This is a genomic window from Cryobacterium suzukii, from assembly GCF_004403185.1.
Classification (GTDB): domain Bacteria; phylum Actinomycetota; class Actinomycetes; order Actinomycetales; family Microbacteriaceae; genus Cryobacterium; species Cryobacterium suzukii.
The window spans coordinates 367,479-388,358 of record NZ_SOHJ01000004.1; the positions used below are offsets into that span (position 1 = coordinate 367,479).

Annotated in this window: 18 protein-coding genes; 3 read left to right on the forward strand and 15 right to left on the reverse strand. The window is 64.6% G+C overall.

What is annotated here, in order from left to right:
- Window positions 1-163: 163 nt before the first annotated feature.
- Together E3T39_RS06145 and E3T39_RS06150 are read right to left on the reverse strand one after the other, a co-directional pair.
- Entirely contained in the window at window positions 164-4,507 is a 4,344-nt protein-coding gene (locus E3T39_RS06145; RefSeq protein ID WP_134513826.1) for an FtsK/SpoIIIE domain-containing protein, read from the reverse strand.
- Between the two features lie 34 nt (window positions 4,508-4,541).
- Window positions 4,542-5,696 carry a hypothetical protein gene (locus E3T39_RS06150; RefSeq protein WP_134513827.1) on the reverse strand — a complete coding sequence of 385 codons (1,155 nt, stop codon included), beginning with the start codon at window positions 5,694-5,696 and terminating at the stop codon, window positions 4,542-4,544.
- A 129-nt stretch (window positions 5,697-5,825) separates the two neighbouring features.
- On the opposite strand from E3T39_RS06150, the gene E3T39_RS06155 reads away from it, so the two are divergent.
- Together E3T39_RS06155 and E3T39_RS06160 are read left to right on the forward strand one after the other, a co-directional pair.
- On the forward strand, window positions 5,826-6,521 hold the full coding sequence (locus E3T39_RS06155; protein ID WP_134513828.1) for a hypothetical protein: 696 nt from the start codon (window positions 5,826-5,828) through the stop codon (window positions 6,519-6,521).
- A complete protein-coding gene (locus tag E3T39_RS06160) occupies window positions 6,518-7,261 on the forward strand; it encodes a hypothetical protein (RefSeq protein ID WP_134513829.1) in 744 nt (247 codons plus the stop codon). The genes E3T39_RS06155 and E3T39_RS06160 overlap by 4 nt, the downstream gene beginning before the upstream one ends.
- 6 nt (window positions 7,262-7,267) lie before the next feature.
- Here E3T39_RS06160 and E3T39_RS06165 read toward each other — a convergent pair whose 3' ends face one another.
- The 4 genes from E3T39_RS06165 to E3T39_RS06180 form a co-directional block, all read right to left on the reverse strand.
- Window positions 7,268-7,597, reverse strand: a complete 330-nt coding sequence (locus E3T39_RS06165; protein ID WP_134513830.1) for a hypothetical protein — start codon at window positions 7,595-7,597, stop codon at window positions 7,268-7,270.
- The gene (locus E3T39_RS06170; protein ID WP_134513831.1) at window positions 7,597-8,283 is read right to left on the reverse strand and encodes a hypothetical protein; all 687 of its coding nucleotides are present in this window, start codon (window positions 8,281-8,283) and stop codon (window positions 7,597-7,599) included. Before E3T39_RS06170 ends, E3T39_RS06165 begins: the two co-directional genes overlap by 1 nt.
- 190 nt (window positions 8,284-8,473) lie before the next feature.
- Window positions 8,474-9,772, reverse strand: a complete 1,299-nt coding sequence (locus E3T39_RS06175; protein ID WP_134513832.1) for a class I SAM-dependent methyltransferase — start codon at window positions 9,770-9,772, stop codon at window positions 8,474-8,476.
- Entirely contained in the window at window positions 9,769-11,148 is a 1,380-nt protein-coding gene (locus E3T39_RS06180) for an FAD-binding oxidoreductase (RefSeq protein WP_134513833.1), read from the reverse strand. The genes E3T39_RS06175 and E3T39_RS06180 overlap by 4 nt, the downstream gene beginning before the upstream one ends.
- A gap of 107 nt (window positions 11,149-11,255) precedes the next feature.
- Here E3T39_RS06180 and E3T39_RS06185 point away from each other — a divergent pair, with 107 nt between their 5' ends.
- Window positions 11,256-11,927: a YdeI/OmpD-associated family protein gene (locus E3T39_RS06185; RefSeq protein WP_134513834.1), complete on the forward strand. Its 672-nt coding sequence runs from the start codon at window positions 11,256-11,258 to the stop codon at window positions 11,925-11,927.
- A 34-nt stretch (window positions 11,928-11,961) separates the two neighbouring features.
- Here the strand turns inward: E3T39_RS06185 and E3T39_RS06190 are convergent, their stop codons facing one another.
- From E3T39_RS06190 to nrdE, 9 genes are all read right to left on the reverse strand, one after another.
- Window positions 11,962-12,477 (reverse strand): bifunctional nuclease family protein, encoded by a 516-nt coding sequence (locus tag E3T39_RS06190; RefSeq protein ID WP_134513835.1) that lies wholly within the window; start codon window positions 12,475-12,477, stop codon window positions 11,962-11,964.
- A 632-nt stretch (window positions 12,478-13,109) separates the two neighbouring features.
- Window positions 13,110-14,087: a hypothetical protein gene (locus tag E3T39_RS06195; RefSeq protein WP_134513836.1), complete on the reverse strand. Its 978-nt coding sequence runs from the start codon at window positions 14,085-14,087 to the stop codon at window positions 13,110-13,112.
- Window positions 14,084-14,614: a DUF6932 family protein gene (locus E3T39_RS06200; protein WP_134513837.1), complete on the reverse strand. Its 531-nt coding sequence runs from the start codon at window positions 14,612-14,614 to the stop codon at window positions 14,084-14,086. The genes E3T39_RS06195 and E3T39_RS06200 overlap by 4 nt, the downstream gene beginning before the upstream one ends.
- Window positions 14,615-15,025: 411 nt before the next feature.
- Window positions 15,026-15,580 carry an HAD domain-containing protein gene (locus E3T39_RS06205; RefSeq protein WP_134513838.1) on the reverse strand — a complete coding sequence of 185 codons (555 nt, stop codon included), beginning with the start codon at window positions 15,578-15,580 and terminating at the stop codon, window positions 15,026-15,028.
- 128 nt (window positions 15,581-15,708) lie between these two features.
- Window positions 15,709-16,110, reverse strand: a complete 402-nt coding sequence (locus E3T39_RS06210) for a hypothetical protein (RefSeq protein ID WP_134513839.1) — start codon at window positions 16,108-16,110, stop codon at window positions 15,709-15,711.
- A gap of 106 nt (window positions 16,111-16,216) precedes the next feature.
- On the reverse strand, window positions 16,217-16,672 hold the full coding sequence (locus E3T39_RS06215) for a hypothetical protein (protein ID WP_134513840.1): 456 nt from the start codon (window positions 16,670-16,672) through the stop codon (window positions 16,217-16,219).
- A 576-nt stretch (window positions 16,673-17,248) separates the two neighbouring features.
- Window positions 17,249-17,476 (reverse strand): DUF2188 domain-containing protein, encoded by a 228-nt coding sequence (locus tag E3T39_RS06220; protein ID WP_134513841.1) that lies wholly within the window; start codon window positions 17,474-17,476, stop codon window positions 17,249-17,251.
- 251 nt (window positions 17,477-17,727) lie between these two features.
- Window positions 17,728-18,702, reverse strand: a complete 975-nt coding sequence (gene nrdF / locus E3T39_RS06225; RefSeq protein ID WP_105035325.1) for a class 1b ribonucleoside-diphosphate reductase subunit beta — start codon at window positions 18,700-18,702, stop codon at window positions 17,728-17,730.
- Between the two features lie 69 nt (window positions 18,703-18,771).
- Complete coding sequence (gene nrdE / locus E3T39_RS06230; protein ID WP_174845101.1) at window positions 18,772-20,877, reverse strand: class 1b ribonucleoside-diphosphate reductase subunit alpha; 2,106 nt, start codon at window positions 20,875-20,877, stop codon at window positions 18,772-18,774.
- Between the last annotated feature and the right edge of the window lie 3 nt (window positions 20,878-20,880).

The window sequence follows — 20,880 nt, forward strand, 5'->3', positions numbered from 1 at the left end:
GACCGGGCTGAAGACGGCACGGGCTGCGAAACGAGCTGCCCACAGGCGGAGCAGAACATGCTGTTGGGCTTGACGGGTGCATCACAGAAACGGCACTGCGCGCTCATGCGATCACCTCATCTGCAAACGCCAGGTCGACGCCCCTCCATGGTACGTCATGCCTTCAACGACGCAGATCTGGCACCTGCACCGGCAGGTAGGAGCCGTGGCTGTAAAGGGCGCCGCCACCGGCCGGGAATCGCCCCACAAGGTGACGAGGCACCTGCCCTCCGAAGACCTGGGTGCCCAGAATTGTCGTTCCGGGCGAAAGCAGCAGGCCTTGATGCGCCTTCTTGGCTTCGGCATAGGGCCCGCCGAACACCGACGACGCGGCATTGGCACCGATGGCCACGCAAAAGACCGAATGGCCCTTCGCTGCCACGAGTGCGCGCTCCAGGGGCGAGTCACGCCAGTGTTCGGCATCGTCGACGATGACCGTGAGCGGCACCTCGCGGGGTAGCAGCGCGGCGGCGATGTCCTCGGCCGACGACGACGCATTCAGCACGGCGAGACCGTGCGCCGCTGCCACCTCGGTCAACGGCGAAGCGCTCTGAGCGACGATCACAACGGGCGCCGACGACCAGGCCAGCTGGTGGGCGACGAGGGCAAGCGTGCTCGACTTGCCGGTGCGCGGGTCGCCGACCACGACGAATCCGCCGGAGCCTGGCCAGTCCAGGGTCACCCGCGAGAGCGTGTCGCCGCCGATGCCGACGACGGGGTGCTCCGGCATTCCCTCGACCAGCACCGGCAGCGCAAATGTTTCCGAGAGGGCGAACGTGGTGGGAAGCGGGTCGACGCGCAGCGGTTGCGGCAGCTCGGCCAGCTGAGGAAAGGTAGCGAAGTGTGCCGAGACATGGTCGACGACGCCGCGCACGACGGCGTTCTGCGCCTCGCCGCTCGCGTCGGCGCTGAGCACCGCGATCTGCGCTTCGGTTCCGGCGGCGCCGAACATCACGCGGCCAGCCGGCATGTTGGGCGCGAGTTCCCGAATCATGATTCCGGCCGCCCGGTAGTCATTGACATCGCGCATACGCAGGGCATACTGCGTGTCGATGAACGCCGAGATCTTGTCGCCCGGAATGCTGCGATCGGCCGTGACAATCAAACGGATGCCCGCCGCGGCTCCCTCACGCAGCAACCGCATGACCTGGTCGCGGATGGCGACCATTTCATCGGCCGAGAGTGACGAGGAGAGGCGTTCCCAGCCGTCGATGACGAACAAGGCATACGGGAGTGCTTCGCGCGGATCGGCGCTGCGACGTTGCTCGCCAATGCTGCCGACGCCGGCCTGCGACAGCACGGCCTGGCGCCGGCTGAGCTCGGCGACGAGTTTGGAGACGAGCCGCGGCATCCGTCCCTGGTCGAGCGGGGTGACAACGGCGCCCACGTGCGGGGCGTCGGCGAGGGCGAGCAGCGCACCGGTGCCGTAGTCAGCGATATAGAGGTGCAGTTCGGCGGGCGTGAAGCGTTGCACGGCCTGCGAGAGCATGGTGCGCAGCACCGTGGTGCGGCCGGAGAGCGCACCACCGAAGAACATGAGGTGCGAGCCGTTGTGCACGCTCCAGCTGAGGGGGCGTTGTTTCTGCGCGGCCGGCACGTCTTCGAGGCCGATCAGCAGGGTGCCCGCTGGCACCGCATCGGCGTCGAATCGGTCGAGGGTGAGCACGTCGGGCAGCGGCATCAGCCACGGCGACGCACTGCGCTCGATGCCCGCCTGCTGGGCGGCGGCACCGATCAGGCCGACGAGGGCGCGCAGGTCGGTGTCGTCCTGGTCAGGCCTTCGGGCGGGAGCGTTCGCGGCTGAGGGATAGCGCGGTGGCAACCCTACGGTGCCCCACTCGAGGGCGGCGCGCGGTGGCAACACCCGTGCGACCCGCTGGTGTCCGGCGCGCAGGTTGGCGACCCGGGCGGTCTGAAACGGCATCGGCGCCGAGTCGAGGCCGACGCGCACGAACCCGCGACCGGGGTTTGCGGAGCTGATCAGGGCGGCATCCGGGGTGCCGATGACGTCGCCGGAATCGGCACGGTCGGTCACGCGCAAGGCGATGCGCAGGTTGAGGTTGGACTGCATCTCGGGGGTGACCACGCCCGACGGTCGTTGGGTGGCCAAGACGAGGTTGACGCCGAGCGAGCGGCCGACCCGGGCGATGCGCACGAGTCCGGTGATGAAGTCGGGCAGTTCGGTCTTGAGCTCGGCGAACTCGTCGACCACGATCATGAGGCGGGCGAGGCCGAGCCGCGCTGCGGCATCCGGATCTTTCGCCCACGCCGCGTCCACGTCTTTGGCGCCGATCTCATCGCGCAACACGTGCTCGCGCCGCTTCAATTCTGCGTCGAGCGACGCCAGGGCGCGTTCCGTTTCGCGCGCATCGAGGTTCGTCACGGTGCCGACCGTGTGCGGCAGGCGAGCGCAGTCGGCGAAGGCTGCACCGCCCTTGTAGTCGATCAACACGAAGTTGAGCGCGTCGGGACGGTTGGCCAGGGCCAGCGACACCACCAGGGTCTGGAGAAATTCCGACTTGCCCGAACCGGTGGTGCCGGCCACGAGCGCGTGCGGGCCGTCGCTGGCGATGTCGATCGCGAACTCGCCGTCGGCGCCGGCTCCGACGACCACGTACGACTGCCTGGGGGCGATGGCCCACTGCTCCACGATGGGTCGCACGTCGTCGAGGTCGATGCCGAGCAGTTCGGTGAACCGCACCGCCGAGGGCAGCGTCGCGTCGTCGCCGACGCCGCTGACGTGTTCGATCGGGCAGAGCGCCCGGGCAACGGTTTCGGCGTAGGTGCTGGTCACCGAGTCCAGCAGCACGGTCGAATGATAAGCGGATGCCGATTCGATGCGTCCGAGCGTCGGGTCGCCCGCATCCGCCGTCACAACGGTGGCGCACTCCTCGGGCAGTCGGCTGCGGTCGTAGTCGATCGCGATCACGTGGATGCCGTGGGCGGCGCCGCGTTCGAGGATCGCGACCATGCCGGGCAGCATGCGGTAGCGCCGGGCTCCGTCGATCACGATGACGAGGTGCTGGTCGTAGGCGATCTTGCGGGTGCCGGCCACGCGCATCCTCGCTTCGAGCAGGGCGCCGGCCTCGCGTAGGCGCTCGCGCCGCGTGAGGTCGGTGTTGCCGATGAGGGCCACAACGTTGTCGCCGAGATGAGTGTGGGGCAGCCATTGGGTCCAGGCCCACTCTTCGCCCTGTTCCTTGTCGCACAAGACCATGAGTTGCAGGTCGCGGGGCGACCGCAGGGTCGTGAGCGAGCACAGCATCGAGCGCACGAGCCCGCGAGCCACGTCGGCGGGGCCGGCCACCCCGGCCGGGCCGTCGGCGAGGTCGATGGCGACGGGCGATGGCGAAACTCCGGCGCGGCGCGGCTGGGAGCGGTCCTTGGCCGAGCCACCCTCGAAGGCCACCGCGAGCGGGACATCCGCTGTGCCCACCCGCAGCGCGAGAGCGTCGGTGTCGCTGCGGCGGCGTTCCCACAGGCGGGAGAGCGGTCGGGTGGCGATGTCGCGAATGACCACGGGGTCGACCAAGCGGTACCACTGGTCGAGACGCTGCTCGCGCACGAGCTCATTGATGCGCACTCGGGCGTTGTTGATCTCGTCGATCCAGTCGCCCTCGGTGCGCTGACCCTTGCGGCTGGCCATGCGCTTGTTGGTCATGAACGACCCGATCACCATGATCGGGGACGCCGCCGCCATGAGCAGCATTGCCGGGCGTTGAAACAGAATGGCCATGGTCACGCCGAGAATGATGGGGATGACCGCCGACAGCCACGGCAACGGCGACGAGTCGATCTCCTGCGGCTTGTCGCCGGGCAACGACACGATCGGCGTCGCCGCCGGCGAGTGGATGCGGGATGGCCGGTTGAACGCGCGGCTCCCGGGATCGGCGTGCGAGACATCGGCGTCAGCGGGCGGGGCCACGCCGATGCGCACGAGGCTGCTGCCCACCTGCACGAGGTCGGCCGGCACGATTTCGGCGGCGCCCACGACGGGCTCGCCGTTCACGGTGAGCGTGGCTGCGGCATCCGTCGGGGTGAAGGTCGCCGTCAGGGGAATGGGCCGGCCGGTCTCCGCATCGATGCCGCCACGCAGCAGCACGCTGAGGTGGCGCAGTTCGAGGAACGGGTCGGCGATGCAGATGTCGGCACCGTGCGCACGACCAAGTGTGAGCGCACGACCGATGACGAGGGCCACCTGTTCTCCGGCAAACGGGCCGCCCACGAATTCGAGCCGAGTCTGGCCGGCCGGCAGCTCGCGGGCATCCGTTGCGGGCACGACCGCGCCGCTGACGATGTCGGTGTCCACGATGCGTTCGGAGCCGAGCGCGCCGGCGAGGATGGCGCCGGGGTCGAGTTCGAGCGTGTCGGCAACTTCGGAGATGGTCGTCGACTCGTCGATCTTGAGCAGCCACGACTGGTGGTCAGCGGGCGAAGCCGGGTTCGTGACGGTCAGGCGCAGGCTCATCGGTGGTCCTTGATGCTCGTAGTGATGGTCTGGGTCATGTGCGGGTGCCGATCGTGGCGAGCAGCGCGCTGAGGTAGCTCAGCCCAGAATTCTTCCCGGCGGCGGTTTCGCCCTCGACCGGAACCTTCGGGGTGACGAGCAGGGGCGCCGACGCCGCGGTGGCGACGGGGCTGAGCCCGAGCAGCGGCTCGGCGAGGTCGTCGGCGACGAGGGTGACGCTGCCGGAAGCCTGCCGGCCGTCGACGCTCACCACCTGAAAGCTGAACTGGTCGACGGATGCCCCGGGGCCCGGCGTGTAGACGGCCGACAGATCGTCGGTGCACTCGACGGTTCCGAAGCTTGTTCCACCGCAGGCGACGAGTAGGTCGCTGCCAGTCTCGTTCCAACTGATGGCGGCCAGGTCGATCGCGGTCGAGGCGTCGACGCCTCGGGCCAGAACGACGTGCAGCGCGCCGAGGTCGGCGGGCGCGGCCCCCCGTGCAGCGACGTGCACCGTCACCTCGCCCGGCTCCGAAGCCTGCCCGGCGTCGTCGACGAGCCCGGCCTGCACGGTGGCTGTTCCGGTGAAGTCAGGTGCGGTGCGCAGCACGAGGTGGGTTCCCGACACGGCCGCGATGCCCGCGGTCTGCGGGCTGAGGCCGAGCACTTCCACCTCCGCGCCCCCGGCTGTGCTGCACAGGGTGCAGGTCGGGCTGAGGTCGCCGAGCGGAACGAGCAGCACGGCCCCCTGCGCCACCGGGTAGCCGTAGTCGACATCGTTCAGGGTGGGCGCTGGAGGCGGCTCGAGCACGACCCGATAGTCGACCTCGACCCGCACCGCGCTATTCTGCAGCCCCACGGTCAGCGTGCGCGTGCCCCACTCCGCGTCGAAAGCGGATGCCGTCAGGCCGATCCCGGCACCGTCGCACGCCAGGATCACCCCCGGCAGGTTGCCGGCCTGCCCGTTGACGATGCCGCAGTCGGCGATGGTCCAGCCGGCGGCGGGCTTCAGGTCACTTGCCCCGAGGTAGGGGATGGCGACGGTCGCACTCGAGGAGGGGGCCGCCTCGCCGGCGGGGTCATCCGCTGCCTGAGCTTCCGCACCACCGCTCCCGGCCACCAGACCGAGCAGAATGACCAGAGCAACCGGCGCACGACGCCCGCCCCTACCGGGCGTGACGACCGCCCGAAACAGCGGCAATCGCGACATGGGGCTCCAGTGTGAGGTGCGGCACGGGGGCCGAGGGGCATTGTGACTATGATAGTCACGCATAGGGGGGCACTCCCGCGGTCAACGCGATGCCGCCTGTTCCGCTCTTTGTTCGTGAGGCCGTACCACGTGACCACCAGCACCCCCACTCGCGGCCCGTCGGGTCGCCGCGCCCGTGTCACCGCCGGTGAACCTGCCGCCGCGCTTGCCTCAGCCCCGTTGTCGCCCGCCGCTGCGGCGACGCCGCCGCCAGCCACGACTGCGCCAGCTACGGCCCCGGCCGACGAGCCGCCGACGGCCCTCGGATTCGAGGTCGGTCGCACGACCCTCCAGGCCACGCAGCCCGGTTCCCCGAAGCGCGCCCTGGAATCGGGCGGTGATGTCCTGCCGGAACTCGATGAGGCGCCCACCAAAAAACGTTCCGTCCTGTTGCATCCGGCCTTTCTCGTGTCGGTGGGTTTGACGCTGCTGGCCATTGTCGGCCTGGTGGTCTGGCTCGTGATCGGCGCCCAGAACTCGCAGGCGGCGGCGACGTCCGCCTCGGTCACGACAACCGCCGCCAACGTTCACGTCACCTGGGACGGCCCGGACGTACCGTATGCCCTGTTCGTCGTGGGTGGCCCCGGCGGCGACGTGCTCGACGTGTCGCAGCTGGTCACCGGCCGGGAAGCCTGGATTCCGCGCGCTGCCCTGCTCATCGACGACGCATCCTGCATCGTCGTGCGACCCGCAGCAGACGATGACGACCGGGCCGTCTCGCTCGACCAGGCCGACCTCGATGCCCAGGGTGCTTCCAGCGCCTGCGTGGCCGATTCGGCGCCGTGACCAGACGCGCCCGCGTCGTGCTGGCCGCGGTCGGCGCGCTGCTCCTGGCCGGCTGTGCGAGCGGCGGACCCGCCGAACCGATTCCCACCCCCACGCACCTGGACCCCGCAGCAATCGACGTGGCCGACACGGACCGCAACGGAATCGAGTACCTCAGCGGCAATGACGCCCTGCGGGTGAGTTTGCGGGCCGTGCAGCAGACCACCGGGGTGGTCATGCAGACCACGTTCACCCAACTGGTCAACCCCGAAACCGCTGCCGCCGGCGGCGACCTGACGGCAACCTATGCTGGCGTGACCAACGCATTCACGGCTCGCATCGAGAGCGGCGGTACGGTGGTGGAGATTGTCGTTCAGGGCGGCCGGGCCTTCCTGCAAGCGGATGCCGCCACCTCCGCCGCACTCGGCCTCACCGCCGGCGGCTACACCTGTCGCGCGCCGGGTGATCCGGTCTTCGATGAGTGGCGCACGCTGCTCGACCCGGCTCAGCTCATTGAGTCCCTCGCCGGCGGCGCTGGACTGTCGACCGGGCCGGTCATTGCGGGCGAACCATCGACGATCGACGTCGTCATCGACTCGGGTGAGGGTTCGGCGGGCAGTCTGGTGATCGCGGCCGACGGGCATCCGCTGCCCAGCCGGCTCACCGTCGGCGATGCGCTGTCGGTGGCTGACGTTCGCTTTTCGGCGTGGGGAACGGTCGTCGAGGTTTCGGCGCCAACCCCGATCGCGCAGGCCTGTTAGGTCGCGTTACCAGCCCGGGATTCCGGCGCAGGCAACCCCGAGGCGATTCAGACCGGATTCCTGGTCGGTGAAGGCACGCCACACTCCCGCGGAGTCGCCCGATCGGGCGGCCTGCTCCATCGCGTCGAGCGTGCGCGGAGCGCCCTGGGCCCATTTCACGTAGTCAGCGTTGTCGATACCGGTGGCGCCTTCGGCGGCGACCATTCGCACCGGGCCGATGAGGGAAACGACCAACGGAAGCACCTTCGCATTGCCCTGGCTCTCGATCACACGCTGCATGAGAGCGACGACGGGTTCAGCCAGGCGAGTGCAACGGTCGGTGAGTAGGTCGGTCATCAGCTGGCCTTGGTCTGGTTGGACCGGGGTGAATACCAGGCCGATGGGTTTGTCACGTCGAAAACCACCGGAGTGCCGTGACGCTCAGCCTCGGCGGCGAGCGCCTTGATGGCATCCTGAAAGACGGGGTCGTGCATACCCTGGCCCCACGCTCCCTTGAATCCGGTGATCTTCTTGTTGGCGTCCAGAGCGCGCAGCACTTCGGCGGGATTTCCGGCCCGTGCCAGCACCGCGTCGGCATCCGCCGCGAAGACGTCGACGAACATCGTCGAGTCGGTGCCGAGCAGGTGCGTCACCGTCGAAGTGAAAGGAGACATGCCGCGTGGGGTCAGTGAATGATCATAGATTCTGACTGACGTCACCTCGGACCAGGCGAGCGTTCCGAGTCGAGGCAGGCCGATGCCGGCTTCCGACACGGCCAAAGCGAGACGGTTGTCGGCGTTCCACTTGTTCTCGGCTTTGCGCGCTGTGAACAGGCCCGTCAGGGCTGCTCCGCCGAAAACGAGCGTGACGAATACATAGGCGAACCAGTCACGTTCCGTCATTGCGCTTATGACCAGGGAGACGACCAGAAAGATCGCGAACGCCGTCCCAAATCCAGCGTTGGCACGCCGATACTTCGCGGCGAGTCCGGGCGCATAGCGCGCGACGTATGCGTTCTGAACGTACGGCGGTGTTGGTTCCATGCTGGCGGGCTCCTCAAGCACGTCGAATTGAGGCGCAACGACGCCAACGGGCCGTCGAGACCCCCCATTCGCGGACTAGTCGACGAGTGTCCATCGTACTGCGCCAAACGGTCATCACGACGGTCGGATCGGTGAACGGTCCATGCCACGGAGAGCAGCCGGCGCATCCCACGACTCCACGGAACGTGGGCTACGGCGTCCACCACGGCCGCAGCGACAGGTCGCCGACGCCGCCACCCTCGCCCGGCTTGGTCATCAGCACCTGATGCAGCTGGATTCCGTTATTCTCGAACCCGAGCCTCGAGCCCGCCATGTACAGTCCCCACACCTTCGCGGTGGGGAGCCCGACCTCGGCGACCGCCTCGTCCCAATGCTCGACGAGATTGGCGCACCAGTCGCGCAGCGTCAGCGCATAGTGCTGGCGCAGGTTCTCTTCGTGCAGCACCTCGAGCCCCGCATCCTGCGCTTCGCTGATGATCCGGCCCGAGCCGGTGAGCTCCCCGTCGGGGAAGACATAGCGATCGATGAACCCGCGGGTCGCCGCTTCGCTTCGATTCTCTGGCCGGGTGATGCAGTGGTTAAGCAGGAGGCCTCCGGGGCGCAGCCTGGAGCGCAGAAAGCCGAAGTACGACGAATAGTTGCGCACTCCGATGTGCTCAAGCAGCCCAATGGACGACACCGCGTCAAAGCCGGTTTCTCTGATGTCGCGGTAGTCGCCGTAGCGAACCTCCGCCAGATCACTCAGGCCCTCCGACGCGATTGCGCCTTGCGCCCACATGGTTTGCTCGCTCGACAGCGTCACTCCGGTAGCCCGCACGCCGCGGCGTGCGGCGTAACGCACCATGCCGCCCCAGCCGCACCCGACGTCGAGCAAGCGGTCGCCCGGCTTTAACCGCAGCTTCTCGAACACGAGCCGATACTTGTTCTCCTGCGCTTCGGCCAGGGATGCGTCGTCGCCTGGGTAGCAGGCACAGGTGTAGGTCATCGACGGCCCGAGCACCCACTCGTAGAACCGGTTCGAGACGTCGTAGTGGTGGTGGATAGCCTCGGCGTCACGGCTTTTGCTGTGGCGCAGTCCTCCGGCGACGCGGCGCCAGCGCGGTAGTGCTTCTTCCGGCGGCGGCGCGATCGGGCGCAGCTGCCCCACACCGATAGAGCGGATGATGTCCACCATCATGCGCGCCGATGGCCGCGTGAAGACCAGGCTGTCGGCGAGCGCCTTGAGCAGTTCATAGGGATCACCCGGGTGCACCCCGTGCATCTCGAGGTCGCCGGCGATATAGGCGCGGGCCAGGCCGAGGTCGCCGCGGCCCGTGGCGAGGTAGGTCGTGCCACGCGGGGTTAGCAGATTCAGCCCGAACGGCGCGTCGGGCGGTCCGGCCGCACTCCCGTCGTAGGCGGTGAATTTCAGCGGGAGTCGGCCCCCGGCCAGAATCTCCAGCACCTGGGCGAGGCTGAGCTTTCCCGCCGTCGCATCCGTCGCAGTCATCGTCGTTGCACCGCCTTCGCATAGAGGTCGAGGAGACGCGAGTCGGGGTCGTATCGTTTCTTCACGGCTCTGTAGCTTTCCCCGCCGTAGAGTTTGTCGAACTCCGGCCGCGAGTAATAGGAGTCGGAGTACAGCGACTTGTGCCCGTCGAGTTCGCCGACCTTGCGTTCGATCAGCCGGTTCGTCGCCCCTTCGCTGGACCCAACCGGTACCGTCGACCAGAAGCCGACGTTGACGTAGCTCCGGTGGGGCCGGATCGGATAGAGCGGCCAGCGGTCGTCGCCCTTCAAGCGCACCGGGCACAGCCAAATCGGCGTGATCGGTACGTTGATCGAAAACCAGTCGAGAAACTCCGCGCACCGCTCGATCGGTACCTCCACGTCTTGCACGACTCGCTCGCGGGGCGGCCTGCCGTTCAGTTTCTCGATGCGGTCGCCGATGTGGAACCGCTGTTCGAGCTTCATTAGCTTTCCGTAGAAGCTGCTGCGCCGGTAGCGCCCGGGCCAGATCCTGCGGATCAGCGGATGCTGCGCGCCGAACGCCTCTGAGCACCAGAACCAGTCCGCGTCCCAGCGCCACAGGTAGTCGTGGATCGTGAGGCGATCATCCGTCCCGCCGCGGTCATGTTGGATGGAGCGGTAGTAGATCTGCTGGCCGGTGTAGTCACTGACTGGGCCGGGGGCGCTGGTCTGCCGACCAACGCAGAGGTAGCTTTCGTCGGCGCCGAACACGACACCGTCGAGATAGTCGACGTCAACACCGTCGAGGCTGCCGGTCGCCATGATGCTGTCCATCGCCGCGACCAGGTCGACGAGCGAGTGGAACCGCACCTGGGTGAGTGCGACGAACGGCTTGACGGGTTCGAGTTCGATGCGCAGACGCACCGCGTAGCCCAGCGTGCCATACGAGTTGGGGAAGGCACGGAACAGGTCGGCGTTCTGGTCGGGCGACGCGGCAATGATCTCCCCGGCGCCGGTGAGGATGTCCATCTCCAGCACGGACTCGTGCGGCAAGCCGTTACGGAACGATGTCGACTCGATGCCGAGGCCGGTCACCGCGCCGCCGAGGGTGATGGTCTTCAGCTGCGGCACGACCAACGGTGCCAACCCAAAGCGGAGAGTCTCGGCGACGAGGTCGTCGTAGGTACACATGCCGGCCACGTCGGCCGTTCGCGTCGCCACATCAACGGCAATGACGCCGGTCAAGCCGGACGTGTCGAGGCCCCTGGCGGTGTTCTTCGTCCGTGTGCGGAACAGATTCGAGGTGGACTTGGCCAGTCGAATCGGGGCCGTAGCTGGGGCCGCTCGATAGCTCTGCAGAAGGCGCTGCACGCCAGCGGCGTGAGCGCTCTCGGCGTCAACCACAGCAACGGGCACGCCTTCACGTTAGTCTCGGTCGGAGCGATCGCACCAGTGCCCGTTTTCACTCCATCGCTAGCCAATTGCGTGAGTCACATTCTGGTGCGTTCTGGCAGACTCATGCCATGACCACGACGATCGGCACCCCGGGCGGCACGCCAGAGCGGCCAGCGATCTTCTTTGCCACGCCCGAGGAGTTCCGCAACTGGCTCGAGGCGAACCATGCCACCGCGGCGGAACTCTGGATGGGCCTGTACAAGAAGCACGTGCCCGACGGCGTGCTCACCTGGGAGCAGGCCGTTCCCGAAGCGTTGTGCTTCGGATGGATCGATTCCGTGGCTCAGCGCATCGACGAAGACGCGCGGCGCCAACGGTGGACCCCGCGTAAATCCTCAAGTATCTGGTCGAGCGTTAACATCGCATTGGTCGAGAAGCTCACCGCAGAGGGGCGCATGCGCGAGGCCGGCATCGCCGCGTTCGAGCGTCGGCGTGAAGACAGGTCGGGTGTGTACTCCCACGAGAATCCCGAACGGGAGCTGCCGCCCGAGGCAGCGGCGCGGCTGGCGGCGAACGCCGCCGCATCCGCCTTCTGGGAGGCAGCCACCGCGACGTACCGCCGCCAGGTCACCCACTGGGCACTCACCGCCAAGCAGGAGGCCACCCGCGAACGACGGCTGGCCCAGCTCATCGACGACAGCGCGGCCGGCCGACTGGTTCCCTTCCAACGCTATGGCGACGTGCCGAAGTGGGCCGAGCGCGCCGCCGACGCGGCGCGAGCTGCGGCATCCGGCCAGTAGAACCGGATGTCCTGCGCGGGCGACCGCGCCGGCATCAGCTTCGAAAGTCCTCCGGGTCGACGTGCTCCAGAAAGTCCTTGAATTCGTCGAGCGATTGCTCCCCGCTAGGCGTCTCCTCCACGTTGCCTCCAGATTCAACCATCGCGGCGGGAATGCCCTCCGCCTCCAACACATCGTCGGCGACGAAGAGCGGTGCTTCGGCGCGCAGAGCGAGTGCGACGGAATCCGAGGGCCGGGCATCGAGCACGAAAGAGCCGGCCGCAATGCCGAGAGTGATCTCGGCGTAGAACGTTCCTTGGTCGATGCGGGTGACGTCCACTCGCTCGACGTGGGCACCAACGGTGTCGAGCAGCGTCTTCATCAGATCGTGCGACAGCGGCCTTGGCGGCGTCTCACCGCTGAGGGCGATCAGCGCGGAAGTCGCCTCCTGCTCCCCCACCACAATCGCCAGCACCTGCCCAACGGCCTGCGCCCCTCCGACCGGTTTCAACAGGATGATGTGCTGGCCCACGCTGTCGAGCGCAACCCCGAGAACGCGTACCTGAACCATGGCGACTCCTCTCGAATCATCGGGCATGACACCGCCATAGTACGTCCGCTCTCCGGTCGTCGACCGTGATGAGCCGGACGGATCGAATGAGATGACCGTTTGCGTTCATTGCTTACTGGCAAGCCAGCTCGTGAAGGCCGGCGGTTCTTGACGAATAAACCCGTTCCTGGTTCGGTGCGTGATGTGTCCGCTGACCGGTTGGCCAACTGTGAGATTCCTATGGACCTGACGCCATTCCACTTCCATGGCCCCACCGATTCCGTCGATCTATGACGCGGAACTTGTCGCGGTGTTTCATCCGCGTTGGCATCAAATCCAGCTGCTCGCGGTCGACAAGCCAGATTCAGCGGGTCAGAACTTTTCAGCGGACCGTATCCGCACGTCGTGTGGAGGCACCCCTCTCTCAGAGGACCGCGTCCCTTAGTCGCAACCGATCCGTCCCGCGAGGAAGGGAACCGATAGCCAACCGGTCATATCTAAAGGTGCCGCCCGCTAGTGGCCCAGTAAATGGTTGCAACCCATATTTGGTGCAGGTCACCTGCGCCATGGTGGGCGAACTCGCGACGCACCCCATCCAGCTGCTCAGGATTGAGATCCCAGAGCGTGTGCTTCTCTGCCCCCGGTCCTCATCACTACTCGCCGAGTTTTAGGTCAACAGGCGCAGCTCGCACCGACTCGAGTATGTAACTCTTCGATCCCGCGTCCCCAGCACCGGGACCGTGCGTTGTAATCACCGTGAAACTGGCGATAACACGATGGGCCTCGTCTTGGGACAATGTGGCAACTTCCACCATCAATTCCGGGGTCGGGACAACTGCCGTGACCTCTCTCCCCGTTCCATCCTCAATGAACCAGCACAGGCTTCTCGCGCGCCGATGCCCATCGAGTACACCCGTTGCAGTCCATGGCGTGTGTTCCCGTTCCCTAACTTGGAGCGCGATTTTCAGACGCGCCGCCCCAGCGCGGGACACCTTGATCGGTTGGATCCCCAGCCCGCGTTGGCGGAACTCCCCTCTAATCTGCCAATCCTGGCTAGTGATCGATTTGACCGCAGCGACGAGTGTTGCCCGCGCACGAGGCGGGAGAGTCTCCACCAGCCCGTCGACAGACGTCTCATCAGGGCTTCCCGGCTCTGCGCTCGCCAGTAACTGCGCTACCTGCTGGAGGGCGACAGACTGACTATTGGGGTCTGACCACACGCGTTGCCGGTCGTCCTCGTCCAATCCGCCTAATGGAACCGGGTCCGGCGTGCGGAAAATCACGCGAACCGATCCCGGACCCGGCTCAACAAGTAAATCGGACACCATCCGCTTGCGTCCCGCACGCTCGCGGGTGATGATCTTGACGCTGTCGGCCATCTTCTTTACAAACTCACCAAAGGCCGCGGCATTGGCTGAATGACCAATTACCTCGACGCCCTCAAGGTGCAGGTCCATCTCGCCCGAACGCGGGGCGGTCTCCTCGCGAGCGATGTACTCATAGCGCTGATTACCTTGCACTGACGCCAAGAGCGACCCAAGGGCCAGGTCTGCTGCGTACTCACCAGTATTGAGCGTACGGATTGCTTCCCGGAAGCGTTCCTCGCCGTCCGCGGGGCTCAGAGTTGTCATGCTCCCACCTCGAGATATCCCTTAAAGAGGTCATTTCTATAGCCATCCCCGGCCGGGTTCGACGCCATGCTCCACCGGTCCTTCCAAGTATTGACCACTTGCGGAATATCCGACGGGACGAAAAAGCTATCGATCAACCCCCCGAACGGCTGCAACCGACCAATGTGACTGAAAGCGGGTTGTTGGGATGATACGCCCTGAAAGGTAAGCAAGCTCAGTGCGTCAGACTCCGCTTGGAATACCCTGGCCAGGTCAGTTGAATCGACGAGGAAGGCGACGTCAAGGTCGTGTGGCTCCGCGTCTTTGTAGGTTACAAACCCGCCGTTCAACCAAAGGCGGGCATCTGGGAAATGGGTCCACAAGAGCTGCGCGTAAATGCGAAACGCGCCAAAGATAAGTTCCCGACGATCGCGATTGGGAGCGCCGGCCACAAATATGCGGTAGACCTCGTCCATCGTCGCGAGGTGAGGCGACTTATCGGCATTGGCCGGTAGGAGCCGCGTATCTGGGTCAACAGCGGGAATCACTGTCGTTCCCCTCGTGAAGTGGAGGATTCAGACATCGATAAGGACGTAATGCAGCGCCCAACCTTCGCGCGACCCCATTTGGACATAGACTCCCCCACCTTTCTTGAAGGATAGCGGAGCACCGCGGAACCCTTTCCCTATTCAAGGAACATCGTCAAGCTGCCGTACGGTTCGAGTCAGAACTCGCGTCACGGCGGCAAGCATCCGGCGTTTTCGGTCATGCCGCCGTATCGGTTTATCAGATTACGACGAATCGGCTTCTCCCACGGCCCGACCCGGCCCGATATCGACCGACTCCACTGGCTCCAGATAAAGTTAAACGCGCCGTAATCTCTAAGGGATGGCGTTGTGGGCTGACGGACTGTCACCGAATCCCGCGGCTGCTACGCGACGGTTCCCGCCGCGATCCGCTCAACGAAGGCACGGATCTCCGCCACCTGTGCAACGTGCAGCCCTTGCTCCGCTTGCGTTGCGATAAACACCCACGACCTCGATGCTCCGCCGCTGTGGGCTCATGAACCCGCTCGCTTGGTTGATCAGCAAGTCGTCGACCATGACGATGGGAGCATTTTGGAGTCCGTTCTCTCGAAGCCACCGGCCTATGGCCAGGGCCTTCACCCAGATACCTGCAGCCATCTGGTCCCCGTACCGAGTCCCGATCTCGGCAACGTCGTACGGCGCCTCGAGCAGACCAATGGCCGGTACAAGCAGCCGATTCGCCGCGTGATCCCATGGGCTCGCCCAAATTAGCTGGACAAGCCCCTCATTGACGAGCTTGTTGAGGCCCGCCACGACCTCAGGGTCGAAGCAGATTCTGGTCGGGTACGACATGTCATCGGGGAAATCCAGGTCAAGCCGGCCAGTTCGAAGCCGAGGTTCGGTTTCGCCCGTGTCTGCCGGATCGGCGAGGAGCGAACCGTCAACGTCCATGAACAGGGGTACCGGGCGGCGGATGGCATTCGACATGACTGGATCCTTCCGAAAATCTGTGGCGAGTTGGCAGAGGAGAATCCCATCTCATCTCATCTCATCTCAGACCGACCGAGGACAGCGACTTTCCATGGCAGCCAATGCCCGCGCGTGGTCTTCGCCATCTATTGGTCAGCGGTGTGAGTCTCCGTGATCGTAAACATATGCCGGCCGATCATGCCACTCCAGAAGCGGAGCCCGTCCGTCGTCTCGCCCTCGGATCGAGTCACCCGACTATCGGCGGCGTCACGACCGAGCATATCGGCGAGAAACCAGTCGACCGGAGCATCGAAACCAAGACCACCCGGTACTTTGACCCGGTGAGCGAGGTCGGTGTCGTCTTCGTGGACTTCGAGGACGGCCATGACCCTTCCCCTCCGCTCCGCTGCTAGACGCTCAGCCAAGTGGTCGACCTCGTCGCGCAGTTCGAACACCCGCAAGGCAGGGCCGACACCGACTGGCTCGAGGTGGGCCCATTCCTTGAGATCCAGTTGGGCACCGAAACCGCCCTGTCGTGCGAGCCGCAAGTACCGGGCTGCTCGTCTGTATCGGGGTCCGCCTGCGATCTCAGCTGCGCGGGCTGAGTGGCGTGAAGTCATCAGGTGCGAAACAGTTGCCTCCAGATCGACACCGTTAGAAGACATAGAGGCGTGGCACCCGAGGATTGCTTTGGTCAAGCTTAGTGTCCCCTCGGTCCTCGATTGATATCAGACTCGGCGCTATTAGGTAATCGCGTTTATATGGCTGCCGTTTCGATACCCGTGCATCCAGAGGAAGCGAAGCGCCAGCGCCCTCACGACGCGGGCGATCCATCTCGAACGTCGCCCCCGGAACGTCTCGGGACGGTCGTAAGCGCGGGTCATTGAAGAGCCGCTGCAACTCGCGACCCACAGCGAGGGAGACAGCATCGGCGATTACGAAGCTATCGGCCGGCCAGTAGACCCGATACTCGCCGTCAACTTGCCCGCCCCAATGGCGCATGGTTTCCATAATCGCCGAGACGGGGCGGTCATGCATGGTTCGAACGGTTGAGACGAGGTCTTCGTATCCGAAGACGTCAACCGTGACGCCGCCAATGTATTCAATCACTTGGGTCCTTTCGTTATTGCTCGTGAGAGTTCCTGCGGCGCCGCGGCGGTTTACAAGCGCCCAAGCCTGGCATGTTTCCGTCACGTCGGTGAGCGGCGAGCCCAGACCTTTCCGTGGACACTCAATCAGGGTGGTGAACGCAATAAACGCATGCACGGGGTCGAGAACAGGGAGGTCAGGGTGGAGGTATTCCGGAGCTGTATGGGGAGGAGGGCGGTGTACGACGGGTTGCAATCCAGCGCCGCAGCCATCTTCGATTTTGACGAGAGGACGGTCACTAGGGTGCCCGGCCCCTGAGCGTAGCCCTCAATCAAAGACGGGAAGCGGCCGCTCCGGCGCATCGAGGCTTGCCGGGTAGGCGAAAAGGGTTGCTGGAGAATGCGACCCGAGTCCCAATCTGCCGCTGTCGAGTGGGCATGTTTCAAGCATGTTCCGCGAATCGACCGAATCTTGAATCCCCCACGTAGCGACGATATCGACGCACGCGAGACCTGAACCTTGGCGGGATCGGGCTTTGAGAATATCAGGGGGGAGGTCAGCCACAACGACTACGCTGTGGCCGACTGATTCCCGCCTCTACCCGACGGTGCCGCGCGGATCCTTCGCTGGGGCGATGGTGTTCTTCTCCCGGATCTGACCGTCCAGGCCATGGATGCTCACGTCCCCGCCGCCACCGTTACCGGCATAGCCCTTCGATGCGTTGTAGGCAGCCGCCTGGGTGGCGTGCAGCGAGGACGCTCGGGCAGCGCCATCCCGCTTCGAAGTCCACTGATCCCCGTTCTTGAAGACACTGTAATCGGCCATCTCTTGGGCTTCCTTTGCACTTGATGGAGCTAGTCAATCGGCGGCCCCGCTGGGCCTTCCAACTAGTTGGGAAAATGCCAACCGAACGGGAACATTGCCAACTAACTCAAGAATTCGCCAGATGTGATGGGAACTGGCACGTTTCATCCGATCTGATACCGCTGTATCAACTCCAGTTCTGACGTATCAGATCGGATGCAACATGTATCAACCCCAAGCGAATCTCACACCAACGGGGTCTTTGTATTTCGCTAGAAGTCCCAGTCGTCGTCTTCGGTAACGACAGCCTTGCCGATCACGTACGAAGAACCCGAGCCCGAGAAGAAGTCGTGGTTCTCGTCGCCGTTCGGGGAAAGGGCGGAGAGAATCGCCGGGTTGACGTCGCAGACATCCTTCGGGAAGATCGCCTCGTAGCCGAGGTTCATCAGCGCCTTGTTGGCGTTGTAATGCAGAAACTTCTTGACGTCTTCGGTCAGGCCGACCTCGTCGTAGAGATCCTGCGTGTACTGCACCTCGTTCTCGTACAGCTCGAACACGAGGTTGAAGGTGTAGTCCTTGATCTCGTCGCGACGCTCTTGCGTCTCCTTCTCGAGACCCTTCTGAAACTTGTAGCCGATGTAGTAGCCGTGCACCGCTTCATCACGAATGATCAAGCGGATGAGGTCGGCCGTGTTGGTGAGGCGGGCCCGGCTGGAGAAGTACATCGGCAGGTAGAAGCCCGAGTAGAACAGGAACGACTCGAGCAGCACCGAGGCGACCTTGCGCTTGAGCGGGTCATCGCCCTGGTAATAATCCATCACGATCGAGGCCTTGCGCTGCAGGTTCTCGTTCTCGGTCGACCAGCGGAACGCTTCGTCGATCTCCTTGGTGGAAGCGAGCGTTGAGAAGATCGACGAGTAGCTCTTGGCGTGCACCGACTCCATAAACGCGATGTTCGTGTAGACGGCCTCTTCGTGCGGGGTGATGGCATCCGGAATCAACGACACGGCGCCGACGGTGCCCTGGATCGTGTCGAGCAGGGTCAGCCCGGCGAACACTCGCATGGTGAGCTGCTGCTCGACCGGCGTGAGCTGGTTCCACGACTGAATGTCGTTGCTGAGCGGGATCTTCTCCGGCAGCCAGAAGTTGTTGGTCAGCCGATTCCAGACCTCGACGTCTTTCTCGTCTTCGATCTTGTTCCAGTTGATCGCATCAACGTGCGACACCAGTTTGAGCTTGTCAATCATGGGTTCCTCCGGGAGCTACCACTACAGTCGTTCAGAAATTTACAACGAACTCACTTGAGCACGATTTGCTCACAGTGCGCAGGACACGCAGCCTTCAATTTCCGTGCCCTCGAGCGCCATCTGGCGCAGGCGGATGTAGTAAATGGTTTTGATGCCCTTTTTCCAGGCGTAGATCTGGGCGCGGTTGATGTCGCGGGTGGTCGCGGTGTCCTTGAAGAACAGGGTCAGCGAGAGGCCCTGGTCGACGTGCTGGGTCGCCGCCGCGTACACGTCGATGATCTTCTCGTAGCCGATTTCGTAGGCATCCTGGTAGAAGTCCAGGTTGTCGTTCGTCATGAACGGCGCCGGGTAGTACACGCGGCCCAGTTTGCCTTCCTTGCGAATCTCGATCTTCGCCGCGATCGGGTGGATCGACGCGGTGGAGTTGTTGATGTACGAGATCGACCCGGTCGGCGGCACGGCCTGCAGGTTCTGGTTGTAGATTCCGTGCTTGACGACGGATGCCTTCAGCTCGGCCCAGTCTGCCTGCGTCGGAATCGACACCCCGGCCTGGGCGAACAGCTCGGCGCCGCGAGCGGTCGACGGCTCCCAGACCTGGTCGGTGTACTTGTCAAAGAACGCGCCGGACGCGTAGGTCGAGTTTTCGAAGCCCTCAAAGGTGCGGCCGCGCTCCATGGCGATGGCGTTGGAGGCGCGCAGGGCGTGGAACAGCACCGTGTAGAAGTAGATATTGGTGAAGTCGATGCTCTCGTCACTGCCGTAGTAGATGCGCTCGCGGGCGAGATAGCCGTGCAGGTTCATCTGGCCGAGGCCGATGGCGTGCGAGCGATCGTTGCCGTCTTCGATCGACCGAACCGAGCTGATGTGGCTCTGCTCCGACACCGCGTTGAGGCCGCGAATGGCGGCATTGACGGTGCTGCCGAGGTCACCGGAATCCATGGCCAGGGCAATGTTCATCGACCCGAGGTTGCAGGAGATGTCCTTGCCGATCTCGTTGTACGAGAGATCCTCGTTGTACGTGGTCGGGGTGTTCACCTGCAGAATCTCGGAGCACAGGTTCGACATGTTGATGCGGCCCTCGATCGGGTTCGCCGCATTCACCGTGTCTTCAAACATGATGTACGGGTAGCCCGACTCGAACTGAATCTCGGCGAGGGTCTGGAAGAACTCGCGTGCCTTCATCTTCGACTTCTTGATGCGGGGGTTGTCGACCATCTCGTGGTACTTCTCGCTCACCGAGATGTCGGCGAAGGGCACGCCGTAGACGCGTTCCACGTCGTAGGGCGAGAAGAGGTACATCCAGTCGTCGTTCTTGGCGAGCTCGAAGGTGATGTCGGGAATGACGACACCGAGCGAGAGGGTCTTGATGCGAATCTTCTCGTCGGCATTCTCGCGCTTGGTGTCGAGAAAGCGCATGATGTCGGGGTGGTGCGCGTGCAGGTAGACAGCGCCGGCGCCCTGACGGGCACCGAGCTGGTTGGCGTAGCTGAAGGAGTCTTCGAGCAGCTTCATGACGGGGATGATGCCGCTGGACTGGTTCTCGATCTGCTTGATCGGCGCGCCAGCTTCACGGATGTTGCTGAGCAGCAGGGCCACGCCGCCGCCGCGCTTGGAGAGCTGCAGCGAGGAGTTGATGCCACGCGAGATCGATTCCATGTTGTCTTCGATGCGCAGCAGGAAGCACGAGACGAGCTCCCCGCGCTGGGCCTTGCCGGAGTTCAGAAAGGTGGGGGTCGCCGGCTGAAAGCGGCCGGCGATGATCTCTTCGACCAGGGCAACGGCGAGCTTCTCATCACCGGATGCGAGACCCAGCGCGGTCATGACCACACGGTCTTCAAAACGCTCCAGGTACCGCTTGCCGTCGAAGGTCTTGAGCGTGTATGAGGTGTAGTACTTGAACGCACCGAGGAACGACTGAAAGCGGAACTTCTTGGAGTAGGCCAGGTCGTTCAGGCTCGTGATGAACTCGAACGAGTACTGGTCGAGCACGGCCTGTTCGTAGTATTCCTTCTCGACCAGGTAGTCGAGGCGCTCGCGCAGCGAGTGGAAGAACACCGTGTTCTGGTTGACGTGCTGCAGGAAGAACTCGCGGGCTGCTTCGCGGTCTTTGTCGAACTGGATCTCCCCGTTCGGGCCGTACAGGTTGAGCATCGCGTTGAGCGAGTGATAGTCCATGCC

What these genes read in the sequence shown, in the direction of transcription:
- E3T39_RS06205 (WP_134513838.1), bottom strand. Translation starts at nt 15,580, where the DNA reads ATGTCGAATGCCATCCGCCGCCCGGTACCCCTGTTCATGGACGTTGAC.
- E3T39_RS06185 (WP_134513834.1), top strand. Translation starts at nt 11,256, where the DNA reads ATGACCACGACGATCGGCACCCCGGGCGGCACGCCAGAGCGGCCAGCG.
- E3T39_RS06175 (WP_134513832.1), bottom strand. Translation starts at nt 9,772, where the DNA reads ATGACTGCGACGGATGCGACGGCGGGAAAGCTCAGCCTCGCCCAGGTG.
- E3T39_RS06145 (WP_134513826.1), bottom strand. Translation starts at nt 4,507, where the DNA reads ATGAGCCTGCGCCTGACCGTCACGAACCCGGCTTCGCCCGCTGACCAC.
- E3T39_RS06165 (WP_134513830.1), bottom strand. Translation starts at nt 7,597, where the DNA reads ATGACCGACCTACTCACCGACCGTTGCACTCGCCTGGCTGAACCCGTC.
- E3T39_RS06170 (WP_134513831.1), bottom strand. Translation starts at nt 8,283, where the DNA reads ATGGAACCAACACCGCCGTACGTTCAGAACGCATACGTCGCGCGCTAT.
- nrdF (WP_105035325.1), bottom strand. Translation starts at nt 18,702, where the DNA reads ATGATTGACAAGCTCAAACTGGTGTCGCACGTTGATGCGATCAACTGG.
- E3T39_RS06190 (WP_134513835.1), bottom strand. Translation starts at nt 12,477, where the DNA reads ATGGTTCAGGTACGCGTTCTCGGGGTTGCGCTCGACAGCGTGGGCCAG.
- nrdE (WP_174845101.1), bottom strand. Translation starts at nt 20,877, where the DNA reads ATGGACTATCACTCGCTCAACGCGATGCTCAACCTGTACGGCCCGAAC.
- E3T39_RS06150 (WP_134513827.1), bottom strand. Translation starts at nt 5,696, where the DNA reads ATGTCGCGATTGCCGCTGTTTCGGGCGGTCGTCACGCCCGGTAGGGGC.
- E3T39_RS06195 (WP_134513836.1), bottom strand. Translation starts at nt 14,087, where the DNA reads ATGACAACTCTGAGCCCCGCGGACGGCGAGGAACGCTTCCGGGAAGCA.
- E3T39_RS06220 (WP_134513841.1), bottom strand. Translation starts at nt 17,476, where the DNA reads ATGGCCGATTACAGTGTCTTCAAGAACGGGGATCAGTGGACTTCGAAG.